At 36.2% G+C, this 22330-nt stretch carries 17 protein-coding genes and 1 pseudogene; 16 read left to right on the top strand and 2 right to left on the bottom strand.

Annotated elements, in window-relative coordinates; translation table 11 throughout:
* Positions 1–105: 105 nt before the first annotated feature.
* The gene (locus H9565_RS08640; RefSeq protein WP_215438838.1) at positions 106–4020 is read right to left on the bottom strand and encodes a hybrid sensor histidine kinase/response regulator transcription factor; all 3915 of its coding nucleotides are present in this window, start codon (positions 4018–4020) and stop codon (positions 106–108) included.
* Positions 4021–4282: 262 nt separating this feature from the next.
* Between H9565_RS08640 and H9565_RS08635 the strand changes: the two genes are divergently transcribed.
* Positions 4283–5941, top strand: coding sequence for a sulfatase (locus H9565_RS08635; protein WP_215438837.1), 1659 nt, complete (start codon positions 4283–4285; stop codon positions 5939–5941).
* Positions 5942–6003: 62 nt separating this feature from the next.
* On the opposite strand, the gene H9565_RS08630 is transcribed toward H9565_RS08635, so the two are convergent.
* Positions 6004–6549 carry a DUF4442 domain-containing protein gene (locus H9565_RS08630; protein ID WP_215438835.1) on the bottom strand — a complete coding sequence of 182 codons (546 nt, stop codon included), beginning with the start codon at positions 6547–6549 and terminating at the stop codon, positions 6004–6006.
* Positions 6550–6886: 337 nt separating this feature from the next.
* On the opposite strand from H9565_RS08630, the gene H9565_RS08625 reads away from it, so the two are divergent.
* From H9565_RS08625 to H9565_RS08550, 15 genes and pseudogenes are all read left to right on the top strand, one after another.
* Complete coding sequence (locus tag H9565_RS08625; RefSeq protein WP_215438834.1) at positions 6887–8128, top strand: DUF2971 domain-containing protein; 1242 nt, start codon at positions 6887–6889, stop codon at positions 8126–8128.
* Between the two features lie 403 nt (positions 8129–8531).
* Positions 8532–9080 (top strand): hypothetical protein, encoded by a 549-nt coding sequence (locus tag H9565_RS08620; RefSeq protein ID WP_215438833.1) that lies wholly within the window; start codon positions 8532–8534, stop codon positions 9078–9080.
* Positions 9081–9657: 577 nt separating this feature from the next.
* The gene (locus H9565_RS08615; RefSeq protein WP_215438832.1) at positions 9658–10794 is read left to right on the top strand and encodes a fibronectin type III domain-containing protein; all 1137 of its coding nucleotides are present in this window, start codon (positions 9658–9660) and stop codon (positions 10792–10794) included.
* A gap of 461 nt (positions 10795–11255) precedes the next feature.
* Positions 11256–12278, top strand: a complete 1023-nt coding sequence (locus H9565_RS08610; protein WP_215438831.1) for a phosphotriesterase family protein — start codon at positions 11256–11258, stop codon at positions 12276–12278.
* Between the two features lie 242 nt (positions 12279–12520).
* Positions 12521–12997 (top strand): GNAT family N-acetyltransferase, encoded by a 477-nt coding sequence (locus tag H9565_RS08605; RefSeq protein ID WP_215438830.1) that lies wholly within the window; start codon positions 12521–12523, stop codon positions 12995–12997.
* 8 nt (positions 12998–13005) lie between these two features.
* The gene (locus H9565_RS08600; protein WP_317195435.1) at positions 13006–13548 is read left to right on the top strand and encodes a GNAT family N-acetyltransferase; all 543 of its coding nucleotides are present in this window, start codon (positions 13006–13008) and stop codon (positions 13546–13548) included.
* Positions 13549–14122: 574 nt separating this feature from the next.
* The gene (locus tag H9565_RS08595; RefSeq protein WP_215438829.1) at positions 14123–15073 is read left to right on the top strand and encodes an SDR family oxidoreductase; all 951 of its coding nucleotides are present in this window, start codon (positions 14123–14125) and stop codon (positions 15071–15073) included.
* Between the two features lie 10 nt (positions 15074–15083).
* Complete coding sequence (locus H9565_RS08590; protein WP_215438828.1) at positions 15084–15746, top strand: NAD-dependent epimerase/dehydratase family protein; 663 nt, start codon at positions 15084–15086, stop codon at positions 15744–15746.
* 8 nt (positions 15747–15754) lie between these two features.
* Complete coding sequence (locus H9565_RS08585; protein WP_215438826.1) at positions 15755–16666, top strand: helix-turn-helix domain-containing protein; 912 nt, start codon at positions 15755–15757, stop codon at positions 16664–16666.
* Positions 16667–16669: 3 nt separating this feature from the next.
* Complete coding sequence (locus tag H9565_RS08580) at positions 16670–17185, top strand: hypothetical protein (RefSeq protein WP_215438824.1); 516 nt, start codon at positions 16670–16672, stop codon at positions 17183–17185.
* 350 nt (positions 17186–17535) lie between these two features.
* The gene (locus tag H9565_RS08575) at positions 17536–17949 is read left to right on the top strand and encodes a M20/M25/M40 family metallo-hydrolase (protein WP_215438822.1); all 414 of its coding nucleotides are present in this window, start codon (positions 17536–17538) and stop codon (positions 17947–17949) included.
* The gene (locus tag H9565_RS08570; protein WP_215438820.1) at positions 17874–18674 is read left to right on the top strand and encodes a M20/M25/M40 family metallo-hydrolase; all 801 of its coding nucleotides are present in this window, start codon (positions 17874–17876) and stop codon (positions 18672–18674) included. The genes H9565_RS08575 and H9565_RS08570 overlap by 76 nt, the downstream gene beginning before the upstream one ends.
* 106 nt (positions 18675–18780) lie before the next feature.
* Positions 18781–20427: pseudogene (locus tag H9565_RS08565) on the top strand (amidohydrolase).
* A 95-nt stretch (positions 20428–20522) separates the two neighbouring features.
* A complete protein-coding gene (speB, locus tag H9565_RS08555; protein ID WP_215438816.1) occupies positions 20523–21299 on the top strand; it encodes an agmatinase in 777 nt (258 codons plus the stop codon).
* Positions 21300–21518: 219 nt separating this feature from the next.
* Positions 21519–22271, top strand: a complete 753-nt coding sequence (locus H9565_RS08550) for a YoaK family protein (RefSeq protein WP_215438815.1) — start codon at positions 21519–21521, stop codon at positions 22269–22271.
* The last annotated feature ends 59 nt before the right edge of the window (positions 22272–22330 follow it).

The raw sequence follows: 22330 nt of genomic DNA, 5'->3' as shown, positions 1-22330 counted from the left end.
GGTGCAGTTATACAAAATGCTTCTCAAAAATACCTAACTCCCTCTTTTACAATGTAGACTTATTACTCAAATAGGTGCATTTTTTGTGTGTTACATACACTTAACCTACTTCTTGGATACGTAATGAGATGGCGGGTGGCCAAACTCCTTTTTAAAAATTCTACTAAAATACCGGTTGTCATTGTACCCTACTTTAAACGCAATTTCCTTAATGCTTAGATTCCCTTCCTGAAGCATGGGCATGGCTTTGGATAATTTATAGGTGTTGATATATTCAATTATGGTTTTACCGGTCAAGGCCTGAATTTTTCGGTACAATTGTGAACGGCCAATAGCCAATTCATCGCATAGATAATCGATTGAAAAATCCGAGTTTTCCAGATGCGCATCAATGACTTCGTTCACCTTTATCAAATACTGATCTACGGACGAGCTAGGTTCTACGAACAACTCTTCTTTTTGATATTTTTTGATGAGTCTATGCCTACTTTTTAGACGGTTCTGGATTTTCATTTTAATCTCCGAAACATTAAAAGGCTTCTCAATATAATCTTCGGCACCCGTTTCCAGACCTTTCAATTTGTTTTCCAAGCCCGTTTTGGCAGTCAAGAACATCAACGGGATATGGGCCGTTAATTCATTTCCCTTTAATTGATTTGCCACTTGAATTCCATCGAATAATGGCATCATAATATCACTTATTACAATATCCGGAATATGCTCCAAGGCCAACTGAAAACCATCCTTGCCATTATCTGCCTGAAGAATTACATAATCGTCGGACAACTCTGTGGTCAGGTAATTTCTGATATCCTCATTATCCTCAATAAGTAACACTACGGTTTCCCCCGTTGTACTCTCTACCATGGGAACCGCTTTTTCTTCAACGGCGGTTTCATAATCTTTATAACCTATAGGCAAGGTGATGGTAAAATGCGAACCTACACCTTCTTCGCTCTTTAAGCCGATACTCCCTCTGTGCAATTTCACCAATTCCGAAATCAGCGAAAGACCAATACCACTACTGTACCCTTTATTGGGGTTCTCATCTAACTGATAAAACCGTTCAAAAACTTTTTTCTGGTACTTTGCCGGAATGCCCGAACCGTTGTCTATGACCTCTATACACAAGCTTCCGTTCTTTACTTTATCATCCGTATCAATTTCAAGATTTACGTACGAAGCCTTCAAGGTGATTTTTCCGTTTTTTGGTGTAAACTTAAACGCGTTGGAAACTAGGTTACTCACCATTTTTTCAATAATATCCTCATCAAAATAAAGGGTATAATCCGTTTCCGGGGCATCGCATATAAAATTTATATTCTTCTCCTTTGCCCAATATTCATAGGCCGTGTACATGTTGGAACAGACCAATAGTTCATCATGGGCCTTGATTCGCAATTGTTGGTTTCCTTCCAGTTTTCTAAAATCCAGAATCTGATTGACAAGCTCCAACAGACGGTTACTATTTCTGTGCATCATCTGCAATACCTTGGTATCCGGTTTGGTGCCTTTACGTATGTACTTGTCCAACGGAGAGGTAATGAGCGTTAAGGGTGTACGCAGCTCATGGGAGATATTGGTAAAAAACCGCAATTTCATCTGTGCCAACTCCTCAAATTGATACACGCGTTGCTTCTCTATCTCAAACTTGTTCCGGGTCCTTTCCCGTAGCAAGAAGTAGCGAAATGCCCAGACCCCTAATAAAATCACCAGAATTCCCGCTAGAATTTGAACCCACAGGCGCTCCCAAAACGGAGGGGTCACTTCAATGTGCAATCGTTTTAATTTATCCGTCCAGACGCCGTCTTCGTTGGTAGCTTTTAACAAAAAGGTATAGTTCCCGGAGGGCAAGTTGGTATAGGTTGCCCGTGTACCATTGGCCATGGTCCAGTCCTTATCAAAACCTTCCAGCATATACGCATATTGGCACCGTTGTGTATTTTCGTACTGAATGGCTTGAAATCCCAGTTCTATCTTTTGGTCCTTATAGGATAACTGTAGATGATCCTCTACCTCAATACTTTTTTTTATGTAATCGCTATCCGGTGTAACCAGTTCATTGTTAACCCACAGTTTAGAAATATAGACCGATGGTGTCTTGGTACTGGGCACTACCCTTTCCGGGTCAAAAGTCATAAAGCCCGAGTTGGTGGAAAATACCATATGCCCGTTATCCGTAACCGCGCTAGAAACATTGATTTTCTGTGAAATGAGTCCGTCCTGCTCATTTAAAATACGCACCACATTGTTCTTCGCATCCAGTTTTATAAGTCCGTTTCTTGTACCCAACCACAGGTTGCCCTTGCCGTCCTGTTCAATGCTGTTAATAATCCTATCTTTCAGGAGGGCATTATCATACTGAACAAACAAATCTTTTTGTGCATCATAACTACAAAGCCCCGAGTTTGTTCCCACCCAAAGGGTACGGTCTGCGTCTTCAAAAATTACATTTATAAAATTGTTGTTTACCGTTGCGGTATTGCCAATCTCATGCCTGTAGTGTACAAACTGATTTTTCTCCGGTAGATAGCGTTTTACCCCATCGCCATTGGTCCCGATCCAAATTTGATTTTTATAATCCTCGAACAGTTCATTGGCACGGTGAAAGTACCCGATACCGTTAGGGTCATTGGGGTCACAGTCAAAATAAACAGTGGCATCGGTTTTGGGGTCGTAGATACGTGCACCCAAAACCTCTCCTGTCCAAACCAGTCCGGCACTGGTCTCCAAAAGACCAAAAAGCTCGGCAGGTTTTCTACTGGTTTTGGAAAGCGTTTCCCCTGCTTCGGTAAATTGATAGATGGAATTGGTATCTGCCACCCAAACGGTTTCCTTGTCGTAGGAACTCATATACGTTCTATGGTAAAAGCCCTTTAGCGTTTTAACCTGTTCGTGAGTAGCTTTGTCATAGATGGTAATGGTACCTCCATCAAACACCCAGTAGTTGCTATTTGTTTTTAGGATTTTGCCGCTAACCCCAGGTGCTATGAACGGCTTAAAAATGACTGCCGATTTTTTAATGTGGAAAAAATGGCCCGTACCGTCCAAGGCCCAAGAATCTTCCTTGGCCGGGTTGTGAAATATTTGCCGTATGTAAAAAGCCCCATCCTTGAACCGCTCATTTAGCGCTATTAATTTCTGGGTTTTAAATTGGTCATCTATAATCGCTATTTCTCCCCCATGAGCTATCCAACAGTTACCTACGTCATCCGGCTGTATGGCACTCACCCAGTCCTGGGTTAAACTCAATCTGTGGAACCGGTTCTTTTTATCCACGGTAAACAGCTTACCGCTAGAAACAATCAAATCATTATAAAACCCCAAAACGGGATACGCATGGGAACCCTCCGCTATATTTTTTACCAAACGTGTAAATTTCCCTGTATTTGAATGGAATACATTTAGCCCGATCCAGGTACCTACAAAAAGGCGACCATCCGGGCTTTCCTGTATATCCAGCACGTTATTATGGCTAATACTCTTGGGGTCCTGTGCATTGTGTTGAAACCTTTTAAAAGTTCCGGTCTCACGGTCCATGATATTTAACCCGCCACCATCCGTCCCGATGTAAAAAGTTTTGTCCGCCGTTTCATAAATTACCCTAACTTCATTAAAACTGAGGCTTTCCGGGTTATTTTCGTCATGAATAAACCGCTGAAAACGGTCATACTCCCGATCATATTTTAATAAACCACCACCATAGGTACCCACCCATAAAACACCCGCACTATCTTCAAACAGACAAAAAACATGATTGTCCGTGATACTGGTCTGCTCATGCTCATTTTTACTATAATTCTTAAAATTACCCCCATCAAAACGCCATAGACCATTGGTAGAGGCTATCCAAAGAAACCCGTAACGATCCTCCAAAATATCCTGGGTCTCCGTTTCTATGGGCAGTTGAAAATGAGTAATTTCATAATTACCAACCTTACCTTGCCCGTAGACCGTTGTAGAAAAACCTAGAATACAGACCGTTATAAATTGAAATAAAAAACGAGAAACGCTATGCATGTTTTGAATATAAACCAATTCTCATGAAAGGTAAATTAATTTTAAAATTTATAAGCCCCTAATTAAAAATACACACCGCTTTCTAGTGTGAAAACCTACTAATTACACCTGTTAGCCAATAGGGTTAAAATAGTGCCGACCCTTGCTAAAATACGAAAACGCACACGCCCCATTTTAAGGTTACTTTGTAGACCGTTGTATGTGCCCTTCCGTGACTTTAAGAACTAGGCACTTTAAAATCGTTTTATAAAACACGCTAAAAATGAACATTCGTATCCTTGCTCTTGTCTGTATTGGGTTGTTATTCGGTTGCAAAAATTCTACTACTCCCGCACCAAAAGAAACACCAAAACAACCTAACATTCTGTTTCTTGCCATAGATGACCTTAGGCCGGAATTGGGCGTGTACGGTTCCGATATTGCCATTACCCCACACATAGATGCACTTGCCCATGAAGGTCTTCGTTTTAATAATGCATATTGCCAACAGGCCATTTGCAGTCCTTCCAGAGCCAGTTTAATGACCGGTGCCCGGCCCGAAACCATTCAGGTGATTGAAAACTTTACGTATTTCAGGGATAAAAACCCGGATATACAAACCCTTCCTCAGCATTTTAAAGCCAATGGTTATGAGACCGTTTACACCGGAAAAATCTATCACGGCAAATATAACGACCCGGAGCTTTCATGGAGCAGAGAGCCCGTTGCCATGAGCAAAAGCGATGTAAAATTCGGTTTTAAACTGCCCGAGAACATTAAAATGCAAAAAGAAAATAGCGCGGCCATGGTAGCCAAATACGGCGAGAATGCGCTTAGAAACGGACTTGGTAAAGGGCCTTCCTATGAGTTTGCCGATTTTCCCGACAATGCCTACGAAGACGGTTTCAACACCGATCTGGCCATTGCCACTATGAAAGATATGTTGGAAAAAAATCCTGAAAAACCGTTCTTCTTGGGTATGGGCATGAAAAAACCCCATTTGGATTGGATAGCCCCTAAAAAATACTGGGATATGTACGATGAGGCGGACATTAAACTTGCCGAGCAGGACAAAGCCCCCAAAGACGGTGCCACTATGGGGCTTCATGCTTCGTTTGAATTAAGGTCCAGGGCGGGAATTCCTAAAAAAGGCGATATCTCTCCCGAACAGGCCATACAATTGAAACATGCCTATCTAGCCTGCGTAAGTTACGTAGATGCCCAAATTGGTAAAATGCTTGCCGCATTGGAAGATGCAGGAATAAAGGACAATACCATTGTTATTTTGTGGAGTGACCACGGTTGGCATTTAGGCGATATGGGTATTTGGGGGAAAGCCACCAATTATGAAATTGCAACACGGGTTCCGTTAATTATACGCACTCCGGATATGGCAAAAGAAACTAGAGGGAAATCTACCGATGCCCTTGTAGAGCTAGTGGATATGTACCCAACCCTTTGTGAGCTTGCCGCTATTTCAAAGCCCGAAACTTTAGAGGGCCAGAGTTTTGCGCCTTTACTTTCCAATCCCGAACAAGAATGGAAAACAGCGGTTTTTTCTCAATTCCCCACGCCAGCATTGCGTGAATGGGCGGCCAACCCCTTATCCAAAGGAATGCGGGAAACTTCATTTGGACCATTAATAGAGGATGTTGAGGGCCGTATAAAAAAACAACAAGGCAAAAAATGGGACCGCGACCTATTTGAAAACCGACTCATGGGCTATTCTATGCGTACCCAAAAGTATCGGTTTATAGTTTGGAAAGATTATACGGATGCTACAGCAGAACCCATTTTCATAGAACTCTATGACCATGAAAAAGACCCGTCCGAAACCGTAAACATTGCCAAGGAGCAGCCTGAGCTTGTAAAAGAACTTATGGAACAATTCAATAAAGGTTGGCAAGGGAACCAGGCCAAAGTTGCTGAGAAAGGAGCTTAACGCTCCTTTGACACACAGTGGTGCGAAGCAGAAAAAAACCAAACGCAACTTAGGTAAACAACCTACTGTTTCCCTTCCTTTTTTTGTACGGTGGCCAGCGCCCGTTTCTTTTTGTAGTGTTCCTTGTTCGCTACATAAATCGTTTTCTTTACTTCACAGAAAACAGTATTACGATCGGCATTCATTAAATGGGTTGTCTTTACGATATCTATCTCCTCTTCCTGCCCTAGCCTTAATTTAATTTCGTCTATTTCTTCTTGGTCGTATTCAAAATCTGCGTATACGTCCTCTTTTGCCGGTCTTTTAAAAGCAATCTCCGCAGATTTGTCCCACACCACAAAATCATTGCCCAAAATATGAATTAGCTGGACCATGGGTATGGGGTCTACCGCCGAAAAAAGACTGCCCCCAAATATAGTATTTACGTAATTCCTGTTTTTATAGCTAATAGGAAGTTTAACCGTTACCTTTTTAAGGTCTTCTGAAACGTGTTTTACCCTAGCGGTAGTTCTGCGGTACATTGGCGATAAGTTAAACCCATGTTTAAAAAGGGTGTGCTTGCCCATAAACCGTGAACCAAAATCCGATACCTTACTATAAAATGACATTTGCCTTCTGTTTTTTTATGTAATAAAACCACAAATTTAGTACTCTAAAAAGGGTTTAAGAAATATATACATGAGAAACGCGGTTCAGTGAAAAACATAAAAAAGGGGGTACCCAAGTTTTGTCAGCTGTTAAGATAAGTTCTGGGATAAGTAATTATTCTACAAACGCCCAGCCGTTTTTAAGCGTTTGTAAAAGCATATTATATGTATGCTATATTCTTATTTTCCTACAAACATTGACAGTATCCAATATTTAAGTAAATTAGGTCTAAAATAGAGATAAAGCAACTAGTTGCTTTATACAATTGTTAGGCACAAGCTTGAAAACCGAACCTAAATGATAGATTGGAATAATAAAATAGAATCAAACTTTCCAAAATCAGACTATAGAAGTAGAGATTTCTCCGGTTATTGGACAAAGCATTTCGTTAATGACTTTGTTGATTCTATATTCAATTCAGGCATTGTCGAAACACAAGAAAAGTATGCCGACTATAAAAATGAGCACCTACCTAAAAGCTTATTTAAATTTTTCCCTCCTTCTCAATACAGTTTAATAAATTTAGAAAACAACTCACTTTTCCTTTCATCACCACGAAATTTTAATGACCCATTTGACAGTTTTGTTTGCATAGAAGCTGAGAAGTTTAAGAAAATATATTTGCTAAAAAAACTCAAAGAATTAAACCTAATTTCAAAAGCAGAGAGCGAGGATAAAATCTCTGAAAAGGAATATTATGAACTTTACCACTCATGGACTAAAGAATCAGAACCACCTTTTATGCTAAATAGGAAACGTCCAAAACATTTCATTTTTGCTTTATTTGACATTAGAAATAAAAAAAGTGGTTCACTGAGTTCCTTACTTTATGAAATTGTTGAGGAAGCAAGGAGAGAATGTAGAAAAAAGATTGATTACATAAGGAATATGGAATTCAAAATTTCTTGTTTCTCAAATTTCGAGGATGAAACAGAATTATTGAATAATACGACTATGTGGTCACATTATGCGGATAACCATCAAGGTTTTAGTATTAAATATAAAACTGACTTCGACAATATAGTTAATGGAAAAGCTATTAAATGTGGACTCTTCCCCATTCATTATACTTCCAAAGTACCACAAATTTCTCCTAGAGAACTTATGAGGTTAAAGTTCTCAGATGAAGAATTGAAGTTAAACAAACCAGTTCTTAAAACAGCTTACAAAACCATGACAACGAAATCACGCTCATGGAGTTATGAGAAAGAATGGCGTTTAATTCTCAGCAACTATGATTCGGATATAATAACCAATAATACAATTCCTTTTTTAAAAGCAGAAGCAATTTTTCTCGGTGCGAGGATTGAATCAAATCTCAAAAAGTTCCTTGTGCAAATTGCGGAAAAGAAAGAAATTCCAATCTATCAAACTAAACTAAGTAACGAAACCTTTGAACTAAGACTTGAGGATTTGTATTTGAGAAACATAGAGGAGGAAGAATATCGTAATCGAAGTAAAATTATATATCAACTAGAAAACGATAATGACAAGCAAGAAAAAATGAATTTATTGAATAAAGAAAGATATAATTTATAAAAAACCAGTGCCTAACAAAAGCTATATGTAATGCGGGTTTCAGCGGTTTTTTGTAACTGCGGCTCGTTGTTGCAACACCGCCAATTCGTCTCCGACGATTGACGGAAAATTTGAAATTATGAATAAACGAATTGGCTCAGTGGTAGCCTGACTGTGAAGCGTTTCAAAGTCCCGCACTCCACATAGCCCAACCGTTACAATCAATAGCTCAATAAAAAAAAGCCTTTAATTACAGGTATAAAAAGTTTCCATTTTATTATTTTGTATACATTTGACATCACTAAAACAAAATATATGTGATTAAGATTTTTCTTCCTTAAATGATATTCGAATTCTCGCCCTGAGTGAGGTTTGACCTTTCGAAAATCAAAAACAAGAATCTTAAATTATAATATATTCATTAATGAAAAATAGCATAAAGCGTTCACCACGCACAGTTTCTACACTATTACTTTTTTTCTCCTTTTACGGCATTATTCTTATCAGTAGCTGTGATTCTAAAGATGAAGATTGCACAAAAAATGCTGTTGTTAGCGATACTTACTTCTTAAATAATCAACAATACTTCATTGATAAAACTATTGAACTACCCTGTAGCTTTCCTGATCCAGAACCATTAAATCAAATTGACCCACCGGAGTTAGATGGCTTTACTTACGATGTCTTATTTTATGAGTTTACACCTGATACTGGAAATAATACTTCGCGTTGGCGATTTGAAATTCAATTAAATAACCCAAATGTTTACGATGTTACAGGGTTGCCTATATTAACCGTAAAGATAGGAGAGCTAACGTCCAGTCAAAGTTATTCAGATAAAACAACCTTACCCTGCTTCCAACTTGGAGCTAAATCCAGTTGTACGTTATTATATGACCACGAAAGCTCCCTAGATTTAGGTATGATCAATGATATAGAACTTGTAAACGTTCAGTATTTTTTAACTAATTAGAATTTACTTGATTATGAATACAAGAAAGTTAGTTTAAGTCAGATGGACTTTTTTGCCAGTTCATTTGAGTGGATTTGACTCAAACACAATTGTTGCGTAGATAGACTTTACTCGGGTAAAAAAAAGAATAATGTGCTTACACGAACGTATCACTACTGATTACAACAATAGTAACCGTTACATAAGCTATTTACATGCAAAAAACGGATTCATACAAGCCTCATCAAGGGGCTTTTTTTATGTCCGACTAGAAGTGGAAAGTAAATTCTAGATGCAGCACACATATTCTATTCACGCCTGTTCCAATCCTAACAGTGTCTATCTTTTTAGAACTCATGAACTGTATCTACTTATAAAATTCCCCAACTTTACCAATATGACACATCCCACCATTTTAAATTTGAAAAACCGTTTTTGACGTTTACAAAAGTGTAATACACCGACGTTTTATTCTTATTTTCCTACAGATACTGACAGTATCGGATATTTAAGTAAATTACCCTTGAAAGAGAAATAAATGTATTCGGGGTGCGTTTATAGAATAGTCAGCAATAATATCTTACAAATAAATATTAAAATGAAGAACTTCAAAAATGGTATTTTCTTTATTATTATATTGTTAATCTTGTCCTGTAACGAAGAAGAACAATCAAACGAATTGGTAAATTACGAACCAAGTGAATTAGAAATATTTGTAGAAAATATAACTGTTGACTCTGCCGAATTAGGATGGAATGAATCCATAAGCAACCACGAATCAGAAATCACATATTCCATTTATTTAAACGATCAAATTTTAAATAGTGATATGTCTGAAACGAAATACGAACTATTAAACCTAGATAGCTCCACTGATTATCAAATAAAAATAATTGCTAAAAATGCAGTAGGAGAATCAAGCGACTCAATTCAATTTACCACATTAGAAAATCTAACATTACTTTTAAAAAAACACTTGGGAAATGATGGCTCTGAAGCCAATTTCACCTATACTGATGAAAAAATAACACAAATTTCATTTAGTGTCTCAAATTACGGAAGCAATACATATTATAATTATGATTTAGATGGAAATATTTTGAGTCAAAGATCTAATGACGGTTCGATTTACGGGAATTCTGCAACTTACGTATATGATGACCGTAGTTTTTCCGAAATAAGAATTACAAATGGATATTCTGATGCAGAACAAATACATGAAATAGTTTACACCAATAATTCATTATATACTCGAACTGAATATTTTAGTGATTTTGAAACTACTCACGTTGGGACTTTTGAAGTGAATTTATCAAAAGATTCAAATGGCAAAATTATTCAAGTAAATTCCAAAAATACAGATAACAATAAACAAAGTCAGCTTGTCTTCGAATATGACAAAAGTTTAAACTTAACAAAAATCACTGATCAAGATCAAAATCAATATGAGATAGTTTATGACAATAAAAGGAATTTTCATACTTATGCCAGTGGCTATAGCAACGGATGGAGCACTAGAATTTCAGACGTTATGAGTTTGTTATTTTTAGACAATAGTCTAGCGGGAAAACTAAGATTAATACCTGACTTACATAATCATATTAACCCAAACAATCCCTTAAGGTATTCGCGAAATGGAGATATAATAAGGTCATTCGAATATGAGTATAATGAATATGGGTACCCGGTAAAACTCATAACTGATGGAATGGAGATAAATCTACTTTATTATTGATTACTATTGCTAACAATAGTAACCGTTGCACAAGCCATTGATAAGTAAAAAAACAGATTCATATAAGCCTCTTTACGGGGCTTTTTTTATGCCCGACCAGAAACCGATTTCTAATTTTAGATGCTTGATAAAAGAGCCCGTTAAATATCCAGGGGCTCTTTTTATACATCCGGTAAAAGCTGGTTGTCCTGCCCCTCTTTTGACTGCTTTAGTTCAAATTTCATGTATTCCTTACTCTACTAACAATAGGTGGACAGCTTTTCTTAGCGCTCTTTTTTTTCCATGTATACTTAAAGCTAATAACGCAAAGTTAAGATCATGTTCTCCCTATATGTTTTTTTCGTTAACTTGTACATCAGGCACAATGGCTATAGCAAATAGGGCATAAATGCTGAATTTAACGGTTAGAGTTCATTTATAAATAATATTGCTTATTCATTAAAAGATCACGACATACATCCATGAAGAAGGAACTAAAAATTAATATTTTATTTTTTTTCTTATTAATTGGTTGTGGAGCACAAAAACAACCGTTAATACAAGATGTAAACGGAACGCACCAATTTGTCTCAAATCAAATATGGTTATCACACGAACATATTTTAGTTGATTTTATAGGAGCAGACAGTATACAACCTACAAGATGGAACCATGATACCATAATTAACGAAATGATGCCCTATCTCAAAGAGCTTAAAGAGCATAACGTTAGTTATTTTGTTGACGCTACACCAGCTTACTTAGGAAGAGATGTTTTACTTCTTAATAAAATATCCAATAAAACAGGTATTAAGATTATTACAAATACCGGTCTCTATGGAGCGCGGAATAATAAATTTATTCCTAAGTATGCCCAAGAAATGACAGCAGAAAATCTTGCTCAATTGTGGATTGATGAGTTTAAAAATGGCATTGACGGAACCACGATAAAACCAGGCTTTATTAAGATTGGTATAGATAATTCCGACTCCTTACATGTGATGCACCAAAAATTGGCAAAAGCTGCAGCCCTGACTCATTTAGAAACAGGTTTAACAATAGCATCACACACCGGAAAGGCAACCGGTTTATGGCCGCAATTAGACATTCTTAAAGAAATGGGGGTTTCTCCCGAAGCTTTTATTTGGGTGCATGCTCAAGAAGAAGACAATAACAACAATTATCTTAAAGCCGCAGAGATGGGGTGCTGGGTAAGTCTTGATGGATTAGGTTGGGAATTGGATAGACATGTTGAAAAACTGTTGTTTGCAAAAAGAAATGGAATCTTAGATAGAATTTTAATTTCGCACGATTCTGGTTGGTATGATCCACAAAAAGAAAATCAAACAATAAAACCATATACAAATATTTTTGAGAAACTCTATCCAGAGCTAAAATCACATGGGTTTACAGATGATGAATTCAATGTATTAATAAGCGCCAATCCCACAAAGGCATTTTTAATAGAAGTCAAAAACTACCCTTCAGATAAAATCAACAAGTGATACAACGAATCATAACTCCATACAAACATTTGAGGTTCAGTAATTTGCTCAAAGTTTGGCTTTCTATTTAGTATTTTATTGGCGGTAACCTAGGCCAATACCATGTATAATTAAAGGTTAGTTCTTACCTTGTTACGAAAATCGGAAAGGTTTATTTGTTTGTCGTATACTAGCCAAATACCCCGCTAATCAAGAACCCAAAATACAAACTTAAATCGTTAGCTATAACAAAGAAAATTAAAATGGAAATTAGAGAAGTTCATCGAAGTGAATATACCATTTCAACTGACATGGATAAATTAGATATTTTGAGTATTCACAAATTCCTTGCAAACGAAACCGATTGGGCCAACGGAATTCCAATCAATACTTTAAAAACATCAATTGAAAACTCTTTGAATTTTGGGCTTTATCATAAAAACAAACAAATTGGTTTTGCTAGAATAATTTCGGACTATTCCACTATTGCATATTTAGGAGATGTTTATGTTCTAAAGGAATACAGAGGAAAAGGATTAAGTAAATGGCTAATTAATGAAATAATGGTACACCCAAATCTTCAGGGCCTAAGACGCTGGATTTTATTGACTAATACAGCTGAATGGCTTTATAAAAAATTTGGCTTTACAGAAATACCTAATCCTGAATTTTATATGGAGAAACATAACCCGAAAGTATATAGTGGAATGGAGAATATTAATGACGTTGCCAATAATTAAAAAAAATCGTGTCTAGAATACAATTGTCCCAGATTATAACCAAAAGGCTAATTCTAAATCGACCTAGCTTAAACGATTTGGGAAAAATAAGTTCCATACTGAATGCTAGTGAACTGTACTCAAAAAATACAATTAACATTCCTTTCCCTTACACCCTAGACAACGCAAAATTTTGGGTGAAATTAGCTGATGACGGACTAAAAAATCAAGATCAGTATATCTTCGCCATTCGCTTAAAAGAAAGCAATGAATTAATTGGAGGAGTTGACTTGGGAATTGACAAACCGTTTAATAAAGCCGAATTGGGATATTGGCTAGACCAAAAATATTGGAATAATGGGTTTACGACCGAGGCCGTAAAATCAATAATTCAATTTGGTTTTGAAGAACTAAAGTTGAAAAGAATTTTTGCAACTCACTTTACCTCAAACCTATCATCTGGAAGGGTTATGGAAAAAGCAGGAATGAAAAAAGAGGGGATATTAAAGTGCCACACCTATAAAGCTGGAGTATACCAAGACCATGTTTTATATGCTGTTTTAAACGAATAAAAACTACATGTACTAATGATTGACTATCTAAAATCCTTTAACCTATTTACTGACTACGAAATAGACGATTTTCTAAAATTGACAGAAACAAAACATGTAAAAAAGGGTGATACTTATATGGATCAAAATGAGGTTTCTAATTCACTAAGCTTTATCAAAAGTGGTATTTTCTGGTCCTTCTACATTTAGAACAATGATGATGAAATCACCTACTGTTTTTCGTTTCTCAATAATTTATTAACGGCGTACTCTTCTTTTATTTCCGGTAATAAATCAGAGGAAAACATTCAATGTTTATTAGGTACTTAGATCATCTCAGTATCAACAATAGATTCATATAGGCCTCTTTAAGAAGTCTTTTTCATGTTCAACCTGACGTTAAAAGTCAATTTTAGAGTAACCCTATCTTTTCAAGGGCATCACGAAATTCAGTGCCTACGCATTCCAATAGGTTCGTCCGGAACGATTGGGAATTACCAAAAAGTATACAACATATGAAAATCCGTATACGTACTTAAGTTTACGTCTGTCCGACCTTTGCCCTATTATTTTAATCATCAAAAAATAGGCAATAATGACAACAAATCAGTTTGGGGAAAATGGTTGGACACCGGATAGAATTGAAAATTTAAACGGTAAAACCTTTGTGATAACGGGCACCACTAGCGGAACCGGATTTGAAGCTGCTAAAATACTATTGTCTAAAGGTGCAAAACTGGTAATGCTCAATAGAAACCCACAAAAATCTGCGGATACTATTGCTACATTAAAACAAGAGCTTGGTAACGCTATAGAGGTTACGACCATAAAAATGGATTTATCAGAACAAGCTTCAGTAAAAAAAGCAGCGCAAGAAATTCTAAAAACAGTTTCTCAAATAGATGCGCTTATCTGCAATGCCGCAATAGCCCAGGTGCCAAAACAAACACTAACCGTAGACGGTTGGGAAAGTCAAATGGGGACAAATTACTTTGGTAATTTTACACTTCAGGCATTATTGTTTCCGCTTATTGAAAAATCCAAGGGACGTATTGTAACAGTAGGAAGTATGGGCTATGATATGGGAATTAAAACCATAAAATTTGATGATTTAAATTGGAATAAAGAGTATACCCCTAATAATGCCTATAGCCAAAGTAAACTGGCACAGATCATGACTATCTATGAACTACAGGATAGATTGGCAGCAGCAGGTAAAACAGAGGTAAAAGCATATGCTTGTCACCCTGGTTCATCAAGAACCAACTTAATAAATTCCAGTGGTAGTTTTATGATGAAATTTATCTTTAACTTAATGAAATTATCTCCTTTGACACAATCGGCAGAAAAAGGGGCCTACCCGCAACTCATGTGTGCTACGGAACCAAATCTGGACCAAAATGGTTTTTACGGGCCAACTGGGAGAAACTTTTGGACCGGTCCGGTTGGGGCGCATAAATTGGAGCCGCATGCCAAAGATAAAGCTGTGGCTTATAGACTGTGGGAACTTTCAGAAAAAGAGACTGGTGTAAAGTGGAATATTTAAAGCAAAGCAAATGAACGTAATAATTACGGGCGCTACAGGAATGGTAGGCAAAGGTGTTTTGTTAGAATGTTTAGATGATAAGAGAATTAAAAAAATCCTCTTAATAAATAGATCTTCTATAGGCCTTAAAAATCCTAAAATAGAAGAAATCATCCATCCAAATTTCACTGATTTTAGTGCCATTCAACAGACTTTTGAAGCGTACAATGCCTGTTTTCATTGCATGGGAGTTTCTTCTGCTGGAATGACAGAAGAACAATACTATAAATTAACCTATACCGTTACAGAGGCTTTGGTCAATGCTACCTATGCAGCCAACCCAAACTTAACTTTCGTTTATGTTTCAGGGGAAGGCACGGACAGCACTGAAAAAGGTAAAACCATGTGGGCAAGAGTAAAAGGTAAAACAGAGAATTCTATTTTTAATAAAGGCTTTAAAGATGCCTATACCTTTAGGCCAGGAGTTATTTTGCCAAAAAGAGGAATTAAATCTAAAACTAGACTGTACAATATTTTTTACATATTAACACGACCATTTTTTCCTATAATGCAAAGAATGAAATCTGTTACTACTACTATAACCATAGGTAAAGCTATGATTACTTTAGTAGAAAAGCCTCAAAATTTAAAAATCTTGAGTGGAAGAGCTATTAATGAAGCACTATTGAACTGATTAAAACTATGCAACACTTTAAAACATTAGCATCGTATTTAGATTATTTGGGATTGCCCAGACCCGAGCATCCTATGTTAAGTGTCTTTAACTCCAAAGGTGATGGCTTTTTACCCTGCCCCAGGGAAAGTTCGCCTGCAATTACAAATGATTGTTATTCTATCAGTTTTAAAAAGTTTGTAAAAGGCGAATTAAACTACGGACGTACCAAATATGATTTTACAAATGGTGCGTTAATATGTATTGCTCCAAGACAAGTGTTACAATGGGATAGCAGCGTGGTCTTTGAGCAAAAAGGGTTTTCTATTAACTTTCATGAAGATTTTATAAAAGGCACGGAATTAGCGCAACAAATAAAAAATTACGGTTTCTTTTCGTATTCCGTGAATGAAGCTTTGCACCTTTCGCCTAAAGAAGAAAAGCAAATAGAACTGCTGGTTGAAAATATTGAAATGGAGTACCAGAACAACCAAGATGCTTTTAGCAAAGAAATTATTATATCACAATTGAGTACCCTTTTAAAGTATGCCAATAGATTTTATGAGCGCCAATTTTTAAATAGAAAAGAATTGTCCAATAATTTGTTGGAAAAGTTCAATGCGCAAATAGCTGCCTATTTAGAATCTGGACAATTACAGGAAAAGGGCATACCGAGCATAGAACAAATAGCGGATAAAATGTTGGTATCACAGCGTTATTTAAGTGATACGCTTAAAAAAGAAACCGGTAAAACCACTACTGAACATTTGCACTTGCATTTAATAGATGAAGCAAAAAATATTCTGTTACAACCCAACAAAAGTATTGCAGATGTAGCGTATGAACTAGGGTTTGAATATCCGCCTTACTTTTCTAGATTATTTAAAAAGAAACAAGGTATAAGTCCTACTGAGTACAGAGAAAAATATAAACTTAATTAAGATATGGAACTATTAAAATTAGCCACAGAATGGGCAAAGGCCGAGGTTTTTTCAACCCGTTTCTTCATCTTATTTGCCATTTTATTTTTAATAGCAAGTGTTGGTTTTTGGCAATTGGGAAAAACCGACTTAGCAAAGGCTTACATAATTCCAACCTTGGTAGCGGGGCTATTACTCATGACTATAGGTCTCGGTTTATTTTTTACAAATACTTCTAGAATTACCCAATTTGAAAAAGCTTTTAACGCAGATGTCCCTGCCTTTTATAGTTCTGAAATTAAACGTACAGAAAGCACCCTAAAGGAATACACCGTTGTATTCAAGGTCATACCTATTCTCATTATCATAGCGGCACTACTTATTCTCTTTTTTCCTACCTCAACGTGGAGAGCCATTAGTATTACAACAATTGCAATGTTGACGGTTATCTTATTGGTTGACGGAACGGCTTACTCAAGAATTGAAGCTTACCATAAAAAACTGAAGTTGGTGGATATAGAAAATGAAAACAATCGCTAGTATTAAGACGATTACACTAGAATAATAGGTCCTCATATCTAAAAACTTTGGCTTATCTATTAAATATAACAGTAAAAAGTGCTGTACCAATCATCCTTACTCCCAGGTTTTCCAATAAACTCTTTCAGTAATTTTCACAAAACCCTATAACCAAATATTTCTCTTTAACTTACGGTTTTATGACTTTCTTTTTATTGATTTAGACTTCTAAAAGCGATACTGCTTTGAGTGTGTAATCACACTATTTCCGTATTTTTACTATACTCAAATAAATTAAATTATCCATTAGCCCCATTTATTTTAGCTTTGGATTGACTATCTAGAGTATTAATCTAAAAAGAAAAACAAAATTGATTCATCCGGAAATAATAGAATTAAGAAAAGAGCTTCATTCACATCCTGAATTATCTTGTTTTGAACATGAAACGGCTAAAAGAATCCAAAGGTTTATTAATGAGCATAACCCTACAGAAATTCTTGATGGTATAGGTAAAACGGGGTTTGCCGCTATCTACAAACTTCCTAAAAAAGGAAAATCCATTACTATTAGATGTGAGTTGGATGCATTACCAATTCAGGAAGAGAATCAATTTCTCCATAAATCAAAAAACAAAGGAATATCTCATAAATGTGGTCACGATGGTCATATGGCAATAGTTTCAGGGTTACTATTTTGGTTAAAAAAAGTTTGTTTAGCTCTGGAGAAGTCATTTTACTCTTTCAGCCAGCAGAGGAAAATGGAAAAGGAGCCAAAGAGGTCGTAACCGATGAAAGGTTCAAAAATCTTAACACAGATTATGTATTTGCACTTCATAACATCCCCAAGGAACCTTTTCATAATATTATTGTTATAGATAAAGGGTTTTCGGCAGAAGTACAAAGTTTTATTGTGCGGCTCAAAGGTAAAAAGTCTCACGCATCCGAACCGGAAAATGGCAACAATCCAGCATTGGCACTTTCCAGTATTATCAGCCTACTTTCCAGCTTGGAAGTAACCGATCCAGAAGATGAGAATTTTAGCCTAATAACACCCGTGCATATTAACATGGGACAAATTGCTTACGGTATTTCGCCGGAAAATGCAGAATTGCATTATACTATGAGAACATGGTCCAGAGAAAAAACCACTCATCTAAAATCTCAAATAACATCCGTTATAGAAAATACTTGTGAAAAGTATGAGTTGAAGCACGAAATAGAATGGTTAGAATATTTTCCTGCTTCTACAAACCATACAGAAAGTACCAATTATATAATTAAGGCTGCTGAAAAAAACAGTTATAAAATCATCAAAAGACCTTATCCATTTAAATTTGGAGAAGATTTTGGATGGTTTTCAAAAGAATACAAAACGGCAATGTTCGGTTTAGGTGCAGGCATTGAGACACCCGCTTTACACAATTCTGACTATGATTTTCCCGATGAAATTATAGAAACCGGGATTAACATGTTCCAATCCATAATTTCAACTATTTTGGAAGAGTCATAAATTGATTCAAACAACGATTTCCAGTGCTTCAGCTTAAATAAAAATGGTTCACTTACTTTTATAAAGTCTGCAGACGAACCATTTGCCCTAACACATATCTAAAAAAATGAAAATACACTTTCAATTTATTATTATTATTTTATTTCTTTTTACTTCATGTCATAAAGAAATTACAAAGGCCGATTTCATCATTAAAAATGCTAACATCTGGACCGGAAATGTAAACCAGTCAAATGCTAAAGCCATAGCGATTAAGGGGGATTCTATTTTGGCGATTGGTTCTTTTGAGGATATAGAAAAAAGTGTAGGTGATGCTACCAAAATTGTTGATGCTCAAGGAAAATTTATCACCCCAGGTTTTATTGACTCCCACGTACATTTATTAATGGGCGGAAACAGCCTTTTAAGTGTTCAATTGAGAGATGCTGTCACAAAGGAAAAATTCATCAAAAGGATAGCATCATTTTCAAAAAACCTAAAACCTAAACAATGGATCGTAGAAGGCAATTGGGACCATACCCTTTGGGGCGGTGAACTTCCTACGAAAGAGTGGATAGATGAATTTACGCAAGATAATCCTGTTGCCCTGTACCGAATGGACGGCCATATGATTTTAGCGAATTCAGCAGCTCTAAAAATTGCGGGTATAGATAAAAACACGCCAGACGTAGAAAATGGGGAAATCGTTAAAAACTCAAATGGTGAACCCACCGGAATTTTAAAAAGTGAGGCTATGTATTTGGTTCTGAACAAAATTCCCGCTCTATCCGATTCCCAAAAAGAAAAAGCCATTAAGGCGGCACAGGATTATTTAAATGCCCAAGGTATTACCAGCATTCATGATGTTGATAGCCTAGGTGGTTTTGACATTTTGAAAAAAATTCACTCCAACAAGGAGCTTAAGGTCCGTGTTTATTCCGCTGATCCTCTACGCAATTGGAAACTACTTTCCAACAAGGAAAAAATAGATAACAAATGGCTAAAAAACAGAATGCTCAAAGGATTTGTAGACGGTTCCCTGGGGTCACATTCGGCGGCATTTAAAGAACCCTACTCAGACCAGCCAACGGATAAGGGAATTTTAACCGCTAATCTAGATAGCCTCAAAACATGGATTACAGAGGCAGACAAAAATAATTTACAAATTACGGTACATGCCATAGGAGATAAAGCCAACAATACCCTCCTGAATACTTATGAAACGGTAATACAATCCAACGGAAAAAAAGACCGTAGGTTTAGAATTGAACATGCACAACATTTAGACCGTAAAGATATAGACCGTTTTTCAGAATTAAATGTAATTGCAAGTATGCAACCCTACCATGCCATTGATGATGGTAGGTGGGCAGAAGATCTGATCGGTCCGGAACGAATAAAAACAACTTATGCCTTTAAATCTTTGTTAGATGCCAATACAACATTGGTTTTTGGTAGTGATTGGCCCGTTGTTCCCGCTTCTCCCCTATTAGGTATCTATGCGGCCGTAACGCGTAAAACTTTAGATCATAAAAACCCAAATGGCTGGGTTCCCTAACAAAAAATAAATGTACAACTAGCCCTAACGGCTTATACCAGAGATGCAGCTTATAGTTCATTTGAGGAACGCTTAAAAGGAACCTTGGAAAAAGGAAAACTTGCTGATTTTGTTATTTTAAGTGATGATTTAACCAAGATAGATCCAGAAAAAATAAAGGATGTTAGAGTTTTAGAAACATACGTTGGCGGGCAAAAGGTTTATACAGGTAATTAAAAGTAATAACTAAACTAATTTTAAACAGAAAAACCTTTAAAATCCCTGCTACAAGTGGTCTAATCAAGTTTAACTGTTGTATTTAATAGCATAAAATGAGCAAAATAATCGTACAAGGAATACAATTCGATGAAAAATCTTCGTATCAGAAAGGCCCTAAATTAGCTCCTCCTTTGATAAGGGAAGCTTTAAACTGTGGCTCTGCCAATATGTATGCCGAAAACTTGATTTCTATCGAAAATTCAAGAATTGAAGATAAAGGCAATTTTGAAATAACCGAATATTTTGATATTGAACGCATAACTGAAAAGCACATAGACTCCGGTGCCAAAATCCTTACTTTAGGGGGCAATCACTCCATAACCTTCCCCATAATTAAAGCCCACAGCAAAAAATATCCCAAACTAGACATTCTTCACATAGATGCACATTCAGATTTATACGATAATTACGAAGGCGATAAATATTCCCACGCATGCCCTTTTGCGAGGATTATGGAAAACGGCTTTGCCATAAAATTAGTTCAAGTTGGAATTAGAACATTGAACACACACCAAGCGGAACAAGCGGATAAATTTAATGTTGAAATTCATCAAATGAAGGATTTGAATTTAAACCGAATTCCAAAATTTGAGAACCCCTTATATATTTCTTTGGATATGGACGGATTTGACCCGGCCTTTGCTCCAGGAGTCTCGCATCATGAACCCGGAGGATTAACCTCCAGAGAAGTAATTCATATAATTCAAAATATAAACACCGAAATTATTGGAGCCGATATTGTTGAATACAACCCAAATAGGGATTTTCAAAATATGACTGCTTTTCTAGCTGCCAAAATGATGAAAGAACTATTAGGAAAAATGCTTTAAAGCATGGATTTTTTATACCATATAACTCTAAAAAATAAACATTTGGTGAGCTCTAAATTGTAGCAAAGTCTTACTTAGACTTTATATTCAGAAAGCCTTCCGCAGGAAATTTAAAAGCTCTGCAAATAGCCAAAACATAAATCAATGCGTATATGCTTTTAGGCAATTCCTATGTAATACCTTTATGGTAATTTTCGGGTTTAACCAAAGATATATAGAATGTTTAGACATCAAGGTAAAAGCAGGACTTTAAATCACAATCTGCGTATTGCCACCATTTTGTCATTCGTTGCAGGCATTGTAAATGTTACCGGTTTTTTAGCTTTTCATCAATTAACTACAAATGTAACCGGTCATTTTGCCCTCTTTATAAGCGATGTAGCCAACTTTGAGTTTTGGAAGGGAACAGTTTATTTCTTATATATTTTCTCCTTTCTTCTAGGTTCTTTTTTATCTAGTTTTCTAATTGAAAAGTTTAATGGTAATAAAAAACTTAATGTCTTTGTATTACCCACCGCTATAGAGTGTCTAATTCTTACCTTCATTTCTTTTTTGAGTACTGTAACGGCCCTAGAATATCCTAATTTTATTGTTTGCTCCTTACTTTTTGCAATGGGACTCCAGAATTCTTTTGTAACCAAAATTTCAAATGCCGTGGTAAGAACAACTCACCTTACAGGATTATTCACAGATTTAGGAATTGAGTTATCACAACTGTTTTTTCCCAAATCACATCCAAATAGAGAAAAAATTAAATCAACTATAAAACTGCGGAGTTATATCATTTGTTTCTTTTTTATTGGTGGAATCTCCGGAGGATTCTTCTATTCCCGTTTAGACCTCAAATTGCACACGTTAATCATAGGAGCTGTAATTTTAGCTACAAGCTTATTTTATGATGATTTAAGATATAGGCTAATCAGAACCAAAAGGAAATATAGGCAAAGAAAAAATGCTCATAGACTTGTATAACCCCTTTGCCGCGGTAAACTTTAGTATGTAAACTTTGTCCACTATAGTTGTACGAAAAA

The organism is Zobellia russellii, from assembly GCF_018728565.1.
Lineage (GTDB): Bacteria > Bacteroidota > Bacteroidia > Flavobacteriales > Flavobacteriaceae > Zobellia > Zobellia russellii.
The sequence above is the reverse complement of the archived record's forward strand: the minus strand, read 5'-3'. Positions and strand labels throughout refer to the sequence as shown.

Bases quoted from the DNA above. Each gene is read 5' to 3' on its own strand.
- H9565_RS08640 (WP_215438838.1), bottom strand. From the start codon at position 4,020: ATGCATAGCGTTTCTCGTTTTTTATTTCAATTTATAACGGTCTGTATT.
- H9565_RS08635 (WP_215438837.1), top strand. From the start codon at position 4,283: ATGAACATTCGTATCCTTGCTCTTGTCTGTATTGGGTTGTTATTCGGT.
- H9565_RS08630 (WP_215438835.1), bottom strand. From the start codon at position 6,549: ATGTCATTTTATAGTAAGGTATCGGATTTTGGTTCACGGTTTATGGGC.
- H9565_RS08625 (WP_215438834.1), top strand. From the start codon at position 6,887: ATGATAGATTGGAATAATAAAATAGAATCAAACTTTCCAAAATCAGAC.
- H9565_RS08620 (WP_215438833.1), top strand. From the start codon at position 8,532: ATGAAAAATAGCATAAAGCGTTCACCACGCACAGTTTCTACACTATTA.
- H9565_RS08615 (WP_215438832.1), top strand. From the start codon at position 9,658: ATGAAGAACTTCAAAAATGGTATTTTCTTTATTATTATATTGTTAATC.
- H9565_RS08610 (WP_215438831.1), top strand. From the start codon at position 11,256: ATGAAGAAGGAACTAAAAATTAATATTTTATTTTTTTTCTTATTAATT.
- H9565_RS08605 (WP_215438830.1), top strand. From the start codon at position 12,521: ATGGAAATTAGAGAAGTTCATCGAAGTGAATATACCATTTCAACTGAC.
- H9565_RS08595 (WP_215438829.1), top strand. From the start codon at position 14,123: ATGACAACAAATCAGTTTGGGGAAAATGGTTGGACACCGGATAGAATT.
- H9565_RS08590 (WP_215438828.1), top strand. From the start codon at position 15,084: ATGAACGTAATAATTACGGGCGCTACAGGAATGGTAGGCAAAGGTGTT.
- H9565_RS08585 (WP_215438826.1), top strand. From the start codon at position 15,755: ATGCAACACTTTAAAACATTAGCATCGTATTTAGATTATTTGGGATTG.
- H9565_RS08580 (WP_215438824.1), top strand. From the start codon at position 16,670: ATGGAACTATTAAAATTAGCCACAGAATGGGCAAAGGCCGAGGTTTTT.
- speB (WP_215438816.1), top strand. From the start codon at position 20,523: ATGAGCAAAATAATCGTACAAGGAATACAATTCGATGAAAAATCTTCG.
- H9565_RS08550 (WP_215438815.1), top strand. From the start codon at position 21,519: ATGTTTAGACATCAAGGTAAAAGCAGGACTTTAAATCACAATCTGCGT.